Genomic DNA, 13,326 nt, shown 5'->3' with positions numbered 1-13,326 from the left:
TCTCGCCACAGGAAGCCGTTCGGCCGTACGCGGGCGTCCCCGAGCGGCCGGACGCAACGGCGAACTTGGCCGCCGAACCCGGCCACCGACCGGTTCCGCACACGGGTGCTGGACGCGCCCGCTGAACCTGACTGCCGGACCTGGCCAGCGCTCCTGGGCATCGGTCCTGGCTGCCGAACCCGGCCGCCGGACCCGGTTACGGGGCCGGCTGGATCGGGCTGGTGTGGCTGCCCAGGTGGATCGGCAGCGAGTGCAGCCCGTACACGATCGACAGCTTGCGGAACGACAGCTCGCCGGGGTCGACCGCGAGGCGCATCTCCGGGAACCGGCGCATCAGCGCGGGGTAGGCGGCCCGCAGCTCCATCTTGGCCAGCTCGGCGCCGATGCAGCGGTGCGCGCCGTGACCGAACGCGAGGTGCTGGCCGGCCGGGCGGTCCGGCAGGATGGCGTCGGGGTCGGGGTAGACGCTCGGGTCGCGGTTGGCCTGCGACAGGGAGCAGGCGACGATGTCGCCCGCCTTGATCTTCGTCCCGGCGATGGTGGTGTCGTGGCGGGCGATGCGCAGGAACGCCACCTGCACGACGCTCTGGTGCCGCAGCAGCTCGTCGACGACGCCGTTGACGGCCTCCTCGCCTTCGAGGACGCGCTGGGCCAGCTCCGGGGAGCGCAGCATCGCGAGCGTGCCGAGCGAGATCATGCTGGCCGTCGTCTCGAACCCGCCGGTGAGCAGCCCGTCGGCGAGGCCGGCCAGCTCGTCGTCGTCCAGGTCGTCGCCGTGCTTGCGGATCAGCTCGCCGAGCAGCCCGTCGCCGGGGGCCTCGCGCTGGGCGCGGACCAGCTCGCGGAAGTAGACGATCGACTCGGACACGGCCGACAGCGACGCCGTGGCGGCGCCGTCCAGGTCGAACCGCGAGACGCTGCGCCGCTGGAACTCCTCCCGCTGGCTCGCGGGCACGCCGAGCAGCTCGCAGATGGTGAGCGCGGGCACGGTCATCGCGAACTTCTCGACGAGGTCGACCGGACCGTCCTCCATGGACATCAGGTCGAGCTGGTCGGCCACGATGGCCTCGATCCGCGGGACGAGCCTGGCCAGCCGCCGCATGGTGAACTCCGGCGTCAGCACCTTGCGCAGCCGCGTGTGCTCCGGCGGGTCGCTGAACCCGAGACCGCCCGGTGCCTCGTCCGCGAAGAGCCCCAGGTTCCGCAGGTGGCCGAAGTCGTTGCTGAACGCCTCGGCGTCCACCAGCACCTGCTTCGCCGCGTCGTAGCCGGTCACCAGCCACACCGTGACCGGCAGTGGCAGCCGCGTGACCGGTCCCTGCGCCTGCATGCGCGCCAGCTCCGGCACCGGGTTCAACCCGTTGCGGCGCAGCGGCGCCAGCACGCGGGAGGGCACGAGCCAGGACGACCCGAGGTCGAACCCGGTCTTCGTGAGGTGCGCGAGGAACCTCCGGCCCATCCACCCGGTCACTCGGGACCGGACGTCTGTCTTCTGCTGCAGAACGTCCCTCATGACTCCGTGTCCCTTCGGCGGAAAGGAGTGGTGCGGTGGCCCACGTCGACCACCGCAGGACCGGACAATAACGGCGTTGCACAGAGCGCGTCGTCATACCCGGGCCTAACTCGCCGTCATACTTTGGTCCAGTTGTCGATCAGGGGATCTCAGGGCTGCGGAGGGCGTTCGGTCCGCAGCGGAGAGTCAGGACTTCCGGACAACGGCGCCGGTTCCTGGCATGGTCGGCCCTGTGTTGAGCGCGGAGCACTTCGACCGCTGGTACGCGGACCGGGAAGCGTCGTCGTCGGCCGACCGGATGATGCGCCGCGTCCTGCGGCTTCCCGAGGGTGTCGACTCCACCGGCATGCTCGGCGGAGACGGTCTGGACGAGGTCGTCGGCCTGCTCGCCCTGCGGCCGGGGCAGGTGCTGCTGGACCTCGCGTGCGGCCGCGGCGGCTACGGCCTGGAGATCGCGCGCCGCACCGGGTGCGGCCTCATCGGTGTCGACTTCTCGGCCGTCGCCATCGCGCAGGCCCGTGAACGGGCACCGGAGGCGAGGTTCGAGGTGGGCACGCTGACCGCGACGGGCCTGCCCGGCGCCTCGGTGGACGCGGTGCTCGTCGCCGACTCGCTGCAGTTCGCCGACCCGAAGGTCGCCGCGCTGCGGGAGTGCCTGCGGGTTCTCGTGCCGGGCGGGCGGCTGGTCGTCACGTGCTGGCAGCCGCGCGTGCCCGGCGACAAGAGCGCGTCGCGGCTGATGTGGGACCTCGACCTCGCCCGGCAGCTGCCGGAGGCGGGCTTCGCCGACGCGGTGGTGCGGGACCGGCCTCAGTGGCTGGACCTGGAGAAGCGGGTGTGGGAGGAGGTGCTCGCCGCCGACGCCTCCGGTGATCCCGCACTGGAGTCGCTGCGGCGCGAGGCGCGGCTCGTCCTGCCTCGCTTCGGCAAACGACGCCGCGTCCTCGCGACCGCCACGGCACCCACCACCTGACAGTGCACGCAGGTCCACGACAGGCCCCGCGTGCGTGCCCAAGGCGTCAGTGGCAGTGACCGTGCCGGCCCAGCGTCGTCACGGGCGTCGCCCCCGGCCGGGTCCACTGCGCCGCCGGACGGCTGTCCTCGCCCCAGCTGGGGTTGCCGTCGGCGTCGGTGCGCCAGAACCAGCCCGGCGGCCGCCGCTGCGGCCATCCCTCCGGGTGGTCCTCCCACTGCTCGCCGCGGCCGCGCACGGTGTTGTCGAGCAACGCGAGCGACCCGTTGAGACGTTCGCAGCCGCGGCCGGTGGTCGAGTAGGTCAGGAACGTGCGGTCACCGTCGCGCAGGTAGCTCGTCACGTAGCCCATCTCGCCGCCCGCGGGGCCGTCGATGCCGCGCACCGAGTACCAGGGCGACGAGTAGCCCATGAACTCGACGAACGGCGCGACCTCGTCCCACGGCCCGGTGGTCAGCACGGCCCAGGACACGCCGCGCGCGTTGAGGTAGGCGGGGTTGTCGAAGTGCCACGGCACCTGGGTGCAGCCCTCGCACTGGCCCTGGTGCGGGGCGCCGTCCCACCACATGTGCTTGTAGACGACGAGCTCGTCGCGGCCCTGGAACAGGTCGAGGAACGGCACCGGGCCGTCCGCCCCGACGACCTCGACCGTCCCGTCGAACTCCACCATCGGCAACCGGCGGCGGGCCGCGGCGAGCGCGTCGCCCTCGCGGGTGTGGGCCTTCTCGCGGACCAGGAGCTCGTCGCGGGCCTTCTGCCAGGTGTCCAGGTCGACGATGGGCGGCTGTCCGGTCATGTCAGTCCTCCGTGAGATCAGGTGTCACCCGTGCGTCGAACCTGTCCTCCTGATTTCGACAGCGCGACCTCCGCGGCTGTCCACCGCCCGCGCAGCCACCGGTCGTGGCTCGCCAGCACGACGGCGCCGGGGCCCGGTCCCAGCGCGTCCTCCAGCTCGTCGCACAACGCCGGCGACAGGTGGTTCGTCGGCTCGTCGAGCAGCAGCAACTGCGGCGGGTCCGCGACCAGCAGCGCGAGCGCGAGGCGGCGGCGTTGCCCGACGGACAGCGCGCCGACCGGCTTGCCGAGGTCCCAGCGGTGCAGCAGGCCCAGCGACTCCAGCGGAACCTCCGCGACGCGGTCGGCGCCGAGGGCGCGGCCGTAGGTGGCACGTGCGGTCCGGCGCGGGTTCGCGAACGACGTGTCCTGGTCCAGCAGGCCGACGCGCAGGCCGGGCTGCCGCCGCACACCGGGCACCTCCAGCCGCCCGGCCAGCACCAGCAGCAACGTCGACTTGCCCGAACCGTTCAGGCCGGTCACGAGCACCCGGTCGCCGTCGCGCACGTCGAACGAGTCGAGCGTGAGCCGGTCGGGCACGTGGACCTGCCGCAGCGACACGAGCTCGTCCGCCGGTGACGTCAGCGCCGGCGGGGTGAAGCTCAACGGGCGCGGGGGAGCGGGCACGCTGCGGCGGTCCAGCTCCTCCAGGCGGCGGGTGGCGTTGCGGATGCGCCGGGAGATCTGGCCCTCGACACGGTCGCCGCGCATTCCGTAGGCCATCTTGTTGTTGTCGCGCATCTCCCGTTTCGGGGTGACGCGGTCCTCGAGCAGGCCGAGCGAGTCGCGCAGCCCGGCCAGCTCTTCCTGCTCCTCGGCGTACCGGCGCTCCCACCTGGCCCGGTCGGCGCGTTTCTGCCGCAGGTACTCGCTGTACGTGCCGCCGAACCGCACCGGGCCGTCCACGGCCGGGTCGAGGTCGAGCAGGTCCGTGCACACCGCGTCGAGGAACGCCCGGTCGTGGCTCGCCACCACCACGGCGCCGGGCTGGCCGCGCAGCTGCTCCTCCAGGAACGTCGCCGCGTCGTCGTCGAGGTGGTTGGTCGGTTCGTCGAGCAGCAGCGCCGACGGCCTGCGCACCACGAGCGCGGCCAGCGCCAGGCGGCGGCGCTGGCCCCCGGAGAGCGTGCCGAGCGCACGGTCCCGCGTGACGCCACCGAGTCCGAGCCCGTCGAGGACCAGACCGGCGCGGCGGCCGGCGTCCCAGGCGTCCAGCCGCTGGGCCAGCTCCAGCCGTTCCGCGTACTCCGCCAGCCTGGCCTCGTCGGTCAGGTCGCCCGCGAGGCGGTCGAGGTCGGCGAGGACGGCGCGTGCCTCCGCCAGCGCGTCGTCCACGACGTCGCCGACCGTTGCCGCGTCCGGGAACGTCATCTCCTGGTGCAGGAAACCGAGGTCCGGCGGGCGCGTGACGGTGCCGCCGTCGGGCTGGTCGGTGCCCGCGAGGAGGCGCAGCAGCGTCGACTTGCCCGCGCCGTTCTCGCCGATCAGGCCGAGGCGGCGGCCGGGTGCCGCGGTGAGCGACACCCCGTCCAGCACCCGCCTGCCGCCGAAACCGCGCACCAGCTCGTGCGCGACGAGCGCCGCCTCAGCCACGGCCCAGCTCCAGCAGCTTGCCGCCGTCGAGGCGCAGCCGGCGGTCGATCCTCACCTCGTTCAGGAACCGCTCGTCGTGGCTCACGACGACGAACGCTCCCTGATAGGCGTTCAGCGCGCTCTCCAGCTGGCCGACGCTCACCAGGTCGAGGTTGTTCGTCGGCTCGTCGAGCAGCAACAGCTGCGGCGCGGGTTCGGCGAACAGCACGCACGCGAGCGTCGCGCGCAGCCGCTCGCCGCCGGACAGCACGCCCACCGGCAGATGCGCCCGCTGGCCGCGGAAGAGGAAGCGCGCCAACAGGTTCATCCGCTCGGCCGGGGGCCGCTGCGGGGCGGCCGCGGCCAGGTTCTCCGCCACCGTCCGCGCGTCGTCGAGCAGGTCGAGGCGCTGCGACAGGTACGCGACACGTCCGTCGGCGTGCTTCACCTCGCCGCTGTCCGGCGTGAGGGACCCGTGGACCACCCGCAGCAGCGTCGACTTGCCCGCGCCGTTCGGGGCGGCGAGCGCGATGCGTTCCGGGCCGCGGATGGAGAGGTCGACGCCGTCGAACAGGTCGCGCACCCGGATTCCGGTGCCGTGGAACAGGGTCCGGCCGGACGGGACAGCCGTGCGCGGCAGCTCCAGGTTGATCCGCTGCTCGTCCTTCAGCGCGCGTTCGGCCTGGTCCAGCCGTGACTTGGCGGCGCCGAGCCGGGCCGCGTGCGTGCCGTCGGCCTTCGCGGCGGACACCTCGGCGTTGCGCTTCATGGTGCCCGCGAAGATCTTCGGCAGTCCCGCACTGGCCAGGTTCCGCTGCGCGTTGGACGCACGGCGGGCGGCGCGCTCGCGTGCCTGCTGCATCTCCCGCTTCTCGCGCTTGACCTCCTGCTCGGCGCTGCGGACGTTCTTCTCCGCCACCTCGCGCTCGGCCGCCACCGCCTCCTCGTACTCGGTGAAGTTCCCGCCGAAGAAGCGGACCTCGCCGCCGTCGAGCTCCGCGATCCGGTCCATCCGGTCGAGCAGCACGCGGTCGTGGCTCACGACGACCAGGCAGCCGCGCCAGTCGTCCAGCACGTCGTGCAGCCGGTGCCGGGCCTCCAGGTCGAGGTTGTTCGTCGGTTCGTCGAGCAGCAGCACGTCCGGCTGCTTCAGCAGCTGCGCCGCGAGGCCGAGCGAGATCACCTGGCCACCGCTCAGCGTGCCGAGCGCCCGGTCGAACGCGAGGTCGCCGAGCCCGAGGCGGTCGAGCTGGGCGCGGGTGCGTTCCTCCAGGTCCCAGTCGCTGCCGATGGTGGTGAAGTGCTCCTCGGCGGCGTCACCGGACTCGACGGCCTCGATGGCGCGCAGGACGTCCGCGACGCCGAGCACCTCGGCCACGGTCAGCCCGGCCGTGAGCGGCAGGTCCTGCGGCAGGTAGCCGAGCACGCCGTCGACGGTCACGCTGCCGTCCGACGGCGTCAACGCGCCCGCGACGAGCTTGAGCAGCGTCGACTTGCCGGCGCCGTTCGGTGCGACGAGACCCGTGCGGCCGCCGGGGAAGGAGACGGACAGGCCGTCGAAGACAGGGGTGTCGTCAGGCCAGGAGAAGGACAGGCCGGAGACGACGACGAAAGCGTCTGACATGGGGTGAGACCTCGACAAGGTGCCGCGCGCGGGGCACAGCCTTCCGCGCGAGTGGAAGAGGGGACGACGAAACCGGCCATCGCGGTCGATGGCCTGTCACAACGCGGGCTCACCCTGCGTTGTCGTCTTCACCCGTCAGCACGTCGAGCTCCTCGGCGGAAATGGTGATCTCCCCACCACCGTAGCAGCCGCCGCCACCGGTTTTCCGGACCATGATTCACTCGATGTCGTGACCGGTGACGGACCTGGAGCGGTACTCGGCCTGCTGCGCGAACGGCAGCGGCGGCGCAGCGTGCCGGGCAGGCGCGACGACGGCGCCCGCCTCGTGCTGCTCGTCGAGGGCGGCAGCTCGCGCGGCGCCTACTCGAGCGGCATGACCGTCCCGATCGAACAGGGCGGCCTGCTGCCGCTGTTCGACGCCGTCTACGGCAGCTCGGCGGGCACCCTGAACGCGGCCTGGCTGCTGTGCGGGCGTGTCGAGCAGAGCAAGCACGCCTGGTGGGACCCGGCGGTCATGCGCACGACGATCAACCCGCGCCGCGCCTTCACCCGCCGCCCGGTCGTCGACACCCGGCACCTCGTCCACACCATCTACACGCAGCTCGTGCCGATGGGCTTCCAGGAGATCCTGGACAACCCGGTCGAGTTCCACCCGATGGCGACGGACGGCCTCAGCGGCGAGTCCACCGACCTGCACAAGACCGTCCACGACACGCTGAGCGTGCAGACCGCGCTGCGCGCCTCGACCGCGATGCCGCTGCTCGCGGGCGAACCGGTCGTGATCGACGGCCGCCCGTACGTCGACGCGGGACTGACGGAGATGGTCCCGGTGCGGACCGCGCTCGCCCAGGGCGCCACGCACGTCGTCGCCCTGCGCACCCGGCGCAGCGACGAGGTGGCGATGCCCCCGGCCCGCGCCGAACGGCTGCTGCTGACGCGCTGGTTCGCCCGGTACGCGCCGGGAGCGGCCGAGCCGTGGCTGCGCCGCGTGGAGTCGTGGGTGGAGGAGGAGGCCGCGCTCCAGTCGCACCCGGCGTGCCTGCAGATCCGGCCACCGCTGGGAAGCGCGCAGATCGGCCGCACTGAACGGGGCCCGGCCGTGCTGCGGGCGGCGTTCGACACCGGTGTGGCCGCCGCACGCGAAGCGCTGGCGTCCGTGCTCGACCGCGCACACGAGACCCGATGACGCCCGGCTGCCGACGTGGCGATCAGGACCCGCCGTCGTGAGCGACACCGTTTTCGAGGTCGCCCGGCAGTTACCTTGATCGGGTGGATTTCGACGAGTACCGGAAGTACGACGCGACCGGCCTGGCCCGGCTCGTCGCGGACAAGCAGGTGTCCGCGGCCGAACTCCTCCAGACGGCGCGCGACCGCGCCGCCGAGGTGAACCCGAAGCTGAACGCGATCGTCCGCGACGTGCCGGCCGCGCCGTCGGACGACCTCACCGGCCCCTTCGCCGGGGTGCCGTTCCTGATCAAGGACCTCGGCCAGGACTACGCGGGCCTGCCCACCTCCAACGGCTCGCGCTCGCTCGCCCGGCACCCGGTCGCCGAGCACTCGACCGTGGTCAGGCGGTGGCTGGACGCCGGGCTGGTGATCTTCGGCAAGACCAACCTGCCCGAGTTCGGCGCCAAGGCCATCAGCGAGTCCGTCGCGTGGGGTCCCGCGCGCAACCCGTGGGACCTCGACCGCACGCCCGGCGGGTCCTCCGGCGGGTCGGCGGCCGCGGTGGCCGCCGGGATCGTGCCGTGCGCCGGGGCGAACGACGGTGGTGGCTCGACCCGCATCCCGGCCGCGTGCTGCGGGCTCGTCGGGCTGAAGCCGGGACGCGGGCTCACCCCGTCCGGGCCGGAGGCCGCCGAGCCGATGCACGGCGCGGCGGTGCAGGGCGTCGTCTCGCGGACCGTGCGCGACACGGCCGCGATGTTTGACGTGATCTCCGGCGGCGAACCGTCAGGGCCGTACTCGGTGGCCGTGCCCGAGCGGTCGTTCCTGTCGTGCGTCGGCCAGGACCCCGGCCGGCTGCGGATCGGCGTGCGGGTGCCGTCGGCGATCAACCCGCACCCCGACCCCGAGGCGGTCAAGGCCGTCGAGACGGCGGTCCGCGTGCTCACCGACCTCGGCCACCATGTCGAGGAGCTGCCGCGGGCGCCGTTCGACGACGCCGCGCTCGCCAAGGACTTCCTGCTGACGTGGTTCGTGAACCTCGCCTGGAAGGTCGCCGACGCCAAGCGTCTGACCGGGGCGCCGGACGTCGCGTTCGAACGCGACACGCTGCTCATGGCGGCACTGGGACGCGCCACGAGCAGCGTCGACTACGTGGACGCCGTGCAGCGCAGGCACGAGCACACCCGCCGGTTGAGCGTCTTCTTCGAGTCCTACGACCTGCTGCTGACGCCGACGCTCGCGACCCCGCCGCCTCGGGTCGGCCAGTTCGAGCTGCCGGAGTCGTTGCGGCGGGCGACCGACGTGCTGCTGCGGACCCGCACCGCGCGGTTCCTGCGGCACACGAAGATCGTCGACGACATGATCAGGGACAACCTGGGCTGGGTGCCGTACACGCAGCTCGCGAACCTCACCGGCCGTCCCGCGATCTCGCTGCCGCTGCACTGGACCGCGGCCGGCCTGCCGCTCGGCGTCCAGTTCGTCGCGCCGCTCGCGGGCGAGTCGCTGCTGATCAAGCTGGCGGCGCAGCTGGAGGAGGCGCTGCCGTGGGTGGACCGCTTCCCGGTCATGAGCTGAGGAAGCGCAGCAGCTCCGCGGTGACGAACTCCGGGTTCTCCTCGACGAGCCAGTGCCCGGCACGCGGCACGCCGACCGCCCGCACGACGTTCGTCACCCGCGGGGCGACCGTGCCGCGGATCGCCTCCGCCTGGCCCTCCGCCGCCATGACCAGGGTGGGAGCCTGCACGGGTGCGGCGGCCTCGGTGTCGCGCACGTCCTGGTCGAGTGCCCGGTACAGCTCGAACCCGTTCTTCAGCGAGGTGCGGTAGGTCCGGGCGTACTCGTCGATCTCGGCGTCGGTGAACGGGGACGCGGCCGACGTGCCTCCGAACGCCGTGCCGCCGTAGGAGACCTGCGGGTAGAACAGCCGCAGGTAGTCGCGCACGTCGTCGTCCACGAGCGTCTCCGGGACCTCGGGCTGCGAGTGGAAGGCGATGTGCCAGCTGAGCCTCCGGTACGTGCGGGCGTCGATCGCGGGCCCCGGCAACGGCAGGTCGAGGTAGCCGAGGCGGGCGGTGTCGGCGGGGAACTGGCTCGCGTACTGGAACGCGACGGCCGCGCCGAGGTCGTGACCGACGACGGACGGCTGCCGGAGCCCGAGCTTCTCGGTGAGCCCGTGGACGTACCGCGCGAGCGTGGCCTTGTCGTAGCTCGTCGCGGCGCCGGTGCTGTCGCCGAGGCCGGGCAGGTCGAGGGCGTAGACGGTGTGGTGCTCCGCCAGTTCGGGCATGATCGGCCACCAGCCGTACCAGGTCTGCGGCCAGCCGTGCAGCAGCACGACCGGCGTGCCGCTGCCGCCGGTCACGTAGTGCATCCGGACGCCGTCGACGTCCGCGAACTCGTGCCGGAAGCCGTTCTGGAACGCGGGGTCGTCGCGCGTGACGGTGGTGTGGGCGGGTGCTTCGGGTTCGGACGGGGCGCAGGCCGTGATCGCGAGCAGCAAGGCGAGGACGAGGCGTTTCATGGGGCCCAGGTTCGCCGTCGCGACCGCCGCTTGGCACGCGATCTTGCCGTTCCGGCAAGATGATCGGCGTGGATCGTGAAACCGAAGAGGTGCTCGACGCCGTTGGACCGAGGCTTCGCGCGTTGCGGCGCCACCGCGGCATCACCCTCGCCGACGTCGCCACGACCACCGGCATCTCGGAGAGCACGCTGTCGCGGCTGGAGAGCGGGCAGCGCCGCGCCACGCTGGAGCTGCTGCTGCCGCTGGCCCGCATCTACGACGTGCCGCTCGACGAGCTCGTCGGCGCACCGCGCACCGGTGACCCGCGCATCCACCTGCGGCCGATCCGCAAGTTCGGGATGACGTTCGTGCCGTTGTCCCGGCGGCCAGGCGGGGTGCAGGCGTTCAAGATGCTCATCCCGGCGACGCCGGAGCCGCTCGAACCGGAACCGAAGACGCACGACGGGTTCGAGTGGCTCTACGTCCTCAACGGACGGTTGCGGCTCGTGCTCGACGACCTCGACCTGACGTTGCCGCCGGGGGAGGCCGCCGAGTTCGACACCTCGTCACCACACTGGCTGGGCAGCGCGGACGGCGGCGCGGTGGAGCTGGTCGTGCTGTTCGACCCTCAGGGCGTGCGGGCGCACGTGCAGGAGCCGCACCGCCCCGTCACGCCCGGCTGAGGCGGGTGGTGGCGATGACGCCGGTCAGCGCCACCACGGCCGTGACGACGCCGAACCAGGACGCCATGACCGCGGGCCCGACGAGCCCGGCCACCAGGCCCGCGGCGATCGCGGAGACGCCCATCCCGGCGTAGCCGACGACGTAGACCGCGGTGAACAGCCCCGCCCGCTCGTGCGGCGCCACCTCAGGCACGAGCCCGCGGGTGGTGCCGGCGAACGCCGCGCCGATGCCCGCGCCCGTCAGCACCGCCGCCACCCAGACCAGCGCCAGCGAGTGCGCGCCGATGCTCCCGACGAACACGACGGCGCCCGCCGTGATCCCGCCTGCCCCGGCGACCCGCAGGAGGTGCGGGCGGACCGTGCCGCTGAAGGCGGAGACGGCCGCGCCCACCGCGAACACGACGAACGCGACGAGCGCCCCGACGACGGGGTTGTGCACGTGGAAGAACGCCACCAGCACGACCGGGACCAGTCCCATGTAGAGGGTCATCATCATGAACGCGCTGACGATCCCCGGCACCGTCGTCGCGTACAGCCGCCGCACCTGTGCGGGCAGGGAGATCCTCGGGACCAGCGACGCCAGCGCACCGGGCTTGCGCGTGGCGGTCTCCGGCGTGAACACGGCGACCAGTGTCACGAGCGACATCACCACGACCAGCACCATCCACACCGCGAACGCCGCGTCCGACGCGAACTGCGCGAGCAGTCCGGAGTAGAGCGCGCCGATGCCCAGGCCCGCGAGCGGCGCCAGGCTCGTCATCTGGGCACCGAGCTTCTTGTACCGCTCCGGCGCCAGTTCGACGACGGCCGCGCTGACCGCCGTCGACGCCGCCGCGGTCGCGACGCCCTGCACGACCCTGGCCGTGATCAGCCAGCCGACCGACGGAGACAGCAGGAACACGACCATCGCCACGAGGTCGAGCGCCAGCGCGCCGATCATCAACGGCCGCCGCCCCACGTGGTCCGACAGCGACCCGACGACGGGGATCGTCACGAGCAGGGCGAACGCGTAGGCGCCGAACGCGAGCGTCAGCACCCACGGCGGGAAACCCCACTGGGCCTGGTAGATCGGCAGCAACGGCGTGGGCGCCCCGGCCGCGACGAGGATCGCGACCATCGCCGCCGAGATGCCCGCGAAGGCGACGCCGCGCGGCAGCGTCCGTGGTGCGGCGGTGACGGGTCGGTCGAGGACGGCGGTCATGGCGGCTTCCTTCGGTGGGAGGGCTGAGGCCACCGACGCTAGGGACGCCACTTCGTTATTGCAAGTAAACTTTTCTTTAAAAAGTCTTGTATCGCTGGACAAGCGAGCTATGGTGAGAGGCGTGAAACGCCGTGACTACGCCCAGTACTGCGGAATCGCCCGCGCGCTGGAGCTGGTGGGCGAGCGGTGGGCGCTGCTGGTCGTGCGCGACCTCACAGTCCGCCCGCGCCGCTACACCGACCTCCAGGAGGGCCTGCGCGGCATCCCGACGAACGTGCTCTCGACCCGGCTCAAGGAGCTGGAACAGGCGGGCATCGTCGAACGCCGGGTGGCCCCCGCCCCGCGGCGGGGCGTCGTCTACACGCTGACCGAGGTGGGCAGGGCGCTGGAACCGGCCCTGATCGCACTGGGCCGCTGGGGCTCGTCGCAGCTGGGGGAACCGCAGCCGGGCTACGTGGCCTCACCCGACGGCGCCGTGCTGAACCTGCGCGGAGCCTTCCAGCCGTCCGAGGCGGCCGGGCTCACCGCGTCGTGGGAACTGCGCCTGGGTGACACCGTGATCCACGCCCGGCTGGCCGACGGCGCGCTGACGTCCGGTCTCGGGCCCGTCGAGGACGGGGCCGACCTGGTGATCACCGCGCGCTTCGAGGAGGGCGAGCCGCCCGCCTACCGGTCCTTCGTGAAAGCGGCCCGCGAGGGGCGCGTCGATCTCGACGGCCCCCGCGAGCTGTTCGACACGTTCCTGCGCGTCTTCACCTATCCGCAGGCTTGTGAGCGAGACCTGCCGACCCCGCGATGATCAGTCCCGCCGCGATCATCAGCGCGTGCGGGAGCAGCACGCCGGCGATCACCAGGGCGAGCGCGACGAGGTAGAACGGCCAGGCGCGCAGCGGCCGGCGGGTCGGGGTGCGGGTGGAGGTGGGGGTCATGGCGCCTCCCAGGGCTGGTTGAGGGCGTCTTGGCTCCACCATGGGCAATTTGTCCTTTTTTATCGATCCGTCGCGGCACCCACGCGAGCGGAGCGGGACACCCAGGAGCAGGCGGGGATGGGTGGCGCGACCGCGCCCGCGTGGGGGTTGGCCACCAGAGGCGGGCCGCTGGCCAGCGACTACGCGCGGCGCGGCGGGGGCCGGGTGGGGCGCTCGCGGTGCGGCGCGGCGGTGCCGCGTCCGTCACACCGGGTCGTCCTGTCCCTGTGACGCATCGCGACGCCGTGCCGTTGCAACGAGTTGGGCCGCACCGCCGCTCCATCTCACAGC

At 72.7% G+C, this 13,326-nt stretch carries 12 protein-coding genes; 5 read left to right on the top strand and 7 right to left on the bottom strand.

Annotated features, from left to right (window positions below):
* Positions 1–196: 196 nt before the first annotated feature.
* Entirely contained in the window at positions 197–1,513 is a 1,317-nt protein-coding gene (locus tag BLT23_RS22150; RefSeq protein ID WP_245744095.1) for a cytochrome P450, read from the bottom strand.
* Positions 1,514–1,733: 220 nt separating this feature from the next.
* Here BLT23_RS22150 and BLT23_RS22145 point away from each other — a divergent pair, with 220 nt between their 5' ends.
* Positions 1,734–2,486: a class I SAM-dependent methyltransferase gene (locus BLT23_RS22145; protein ID WP_090051753.1), complete on the top strand. Its 753-nt coding sequence runs from the start codon at positions 1,734–1,736 to the stop codon at positions 2,484–2,486.
* A 46-nt stretch (positions 2,487–2,532) separates the two neighbouring features.
* On the opposite strand, the gene BLT23_RS22140 is transcribed toward BLT23_RS22145, so the two are convergent.
* From BLT23_RS22140 to BLT23_RS22130, 3 genes are read right to left on the bottom strand one after another with little or no spacing between them, the layout of a single operon-like run.
* Entirely contained in the window at positions 2,533–3,282 is a 750-nt protein-coding gene (locus BLT23_RS22140) for a DUF899 family protein (RefSeq protein ID WP_090051752.1), read from the bottom strand.
* Positions 3,283–3,299: 17 nt separating this feature from the next.
* On the bottom strand, positions 3,300–4,913 hold the full coding sequence (locus BLT23_RS22135) for an ABC-F family ATP-binding cassette domain-containing protein (protein WP_090051751.1): 1,614 nt from the start codon (positions 4,911–4,913) through the stop codon (positions 3,300–3,302).
* Positions 4,906–6,516 (bottom strand): ABC-F family ATP-binding cassette domain-containing protein, encoded by a 1,611-nt coding sequence (locus BLT23_RS22130; RefSeq protein ID WP_090051750.1) that lies wholly within the window; start codon positions 6,514–6,516, stop codon positions 4,906–4,908. Before BLT23_RS22130 ends, BLT23_RS22135 begins: the two co-directional genes overlap by 8 nt.
* Positions 6,517–6,745: 229 nt before the next feature.
* Here BLT23_RS22130 and BLT23_RS22125 point away from each other — a divergent pair, with 229 nt between their 5' ends.
* On the top strand, positions 6,746–7,702 hold the full coding sequence (locus tag BLT23_RS22125; RefSeq protein ID WP_245744094.1) for a patatin-like phospholipase family protein: 957 nt from the start codon (positions 6,746–6,748) through the stop codon (positions 7,700–7,702).
* Positions 7,703–7,785: 83 nt separating this feature from the next.
* The gene (locus tag BLT23_RS22120) at positions 7,786–9,258 is read left to right on the top strand and encodes an amidase (RefSeq protein WP_090051748.1); all 1,473 of its coding nucleotides are present in this window, start codon (positions 7,786–7,788) and stop codon (positions 9,256–9,258) included.
* On the opposite strand, the gene BLT23_RS22115 is transcribed toward BLT23_RS22120, so the two are convergent.
* A complete protein-coding gene (locus BLT23_RS22115; protein WP_090051747.1) occupies positions 9,248–10,204 on the bottom strand; it encodes an alpha/beta fold hydrolase in 957 nt (318 codons plus the stop codon). The genes BLT23_RS22120 and BLT23_RS22115 overlap by 11 nt on opposite strands.
* A gap of 68 nt (positions 10,205–10,272) precedes the next feature.
* Between BLT23_RS22115 and BLT23_RS22110 the strand changes: the two genes are divergently transcribed.
* Positions 10,273–10,866 carry a helix-turn-helix domain-containing protein gene (locus BLT23_RS22110; RefSeq protein WP_090052056.1) on the top strand — a complete coding sequence of 198 codons (594 nt, stop codon included), beginning with the start codon at positions 10,273–10,275 and terminating at the stop codon, positions 10,864–10,866.
* Here BLT23_RS22110 and BLT23_RS22105 read toward each other — a convergent pair.
* Positions 10,853–12,067: an MFS transporter gene (locus tag BLT23_RS22105; RefSeq protein WP_090051746.1), complete on the bottom strand. Its 1,215-nt coding sequence runs from the start codon at positions 12,065–12,067 to the stop codon at positions 10,853–10,855. The genes BLT23_RS22110 and BLT23_RS22105 overlap by 14 nt on opposite strands.
* Positions 12,068–12,188: 121 nt before the next feature.
* On the opposite strand from BLT23_RS22105, the gene BLT23_RS22100 reads away from it, so the two are divergent.
* Entirely contained in the window at positions 12,189–12,866 is a 678-nt protein-coding gene (locus BLT23_RS22100) for a winged helix-turn-helix transcriptional regulator (protein ID WP_245744093.1), read from the top strand.
* Here the strand turns inward: BLT23_RS22100 and BLT23_RS40865 are convergent.
* Positions 12,820–12,996, bottom strand: a complete 177-nt coding sequence (locus BLT23_RS40865; protein WP_176946872.1) for a hypothetical protein — start codon at positions 12,994–12,996, stop codon at positions 12,820–12,822. The two genes, BLT23_RS22100 and BLT23_RS40865, sit on opposite strands and share 47 nt — an antisense overlap.
* Positions 12,997–13,326 lie beyond the last annotated feature (330 nt).

Origin of the sequence: Lentzea fradiae, assembly GCF_900100955.1 — a bacterium.
In the GTDB taxonomy this organism is placed as follows: domain Bacteria; phylum Actinomycetota; class Actinomycetes; order Mycobacteriales; family Pseudonocardiaceae; genus Lentzea; species Lentzea fradiae.
The sequence above is the reverse complement of the archived record's forward strand: the minus strand, read 5'-3'. Positions and strand labels throughout refer to the sequence as shown.

Coding starts and splice junctions, on each gene's coding strand:
- BLT23_RS22150 (WP_245744095.1), bottom strand. CDS start 1,513: ATGAGGGACGTTCTGCAGCAGAAGACAGACGTCCGGTCCCGAGTGACC.
- BLT23_RS22145 (WP_090051753.1), top strand. CDS start 1,734: ATGGTCGGCCCTGTGTTGAGCGCGGAGCACTTCGACCGCTGGTACGCG.
- BLT23_RS22140 (WP_090051752.1), bottom strand. CDS start 3,282: ATGACCGGACAGCCGCCCATCGTCGACCTGGACACCTGGCAGAAGGCC.
- BLT23_RS22130 (WP_090051750.1), bottom strand. CDS start 6,516: ATGTCAGACGCTTTCGTCGTCGTCTCCGGCCTGTCCTTCTCCTGGCCT.
- BLT23_RS22115 (WP_090051747.1), bottom strand. CDS start 10,204: ATGAAACGCCTCGTCCTCGCCTTGCTGCTCGCGATCACGGCCTGCGCC.
- BLT23_RS22105 (WP_090051746.1), bottom strand. CDS start 12,067: ATGACCGCCGTCCTCGACCGACCCGTCACCGCCGCACCACGGACGCTG.
- BLT23_RS40865 (WP_176946872.1), bottom strand. CDS start 12,996: ATGACCCCCACCTCCACCCGCACCCCGACCCGCCGGCCGCTGCGCGCC.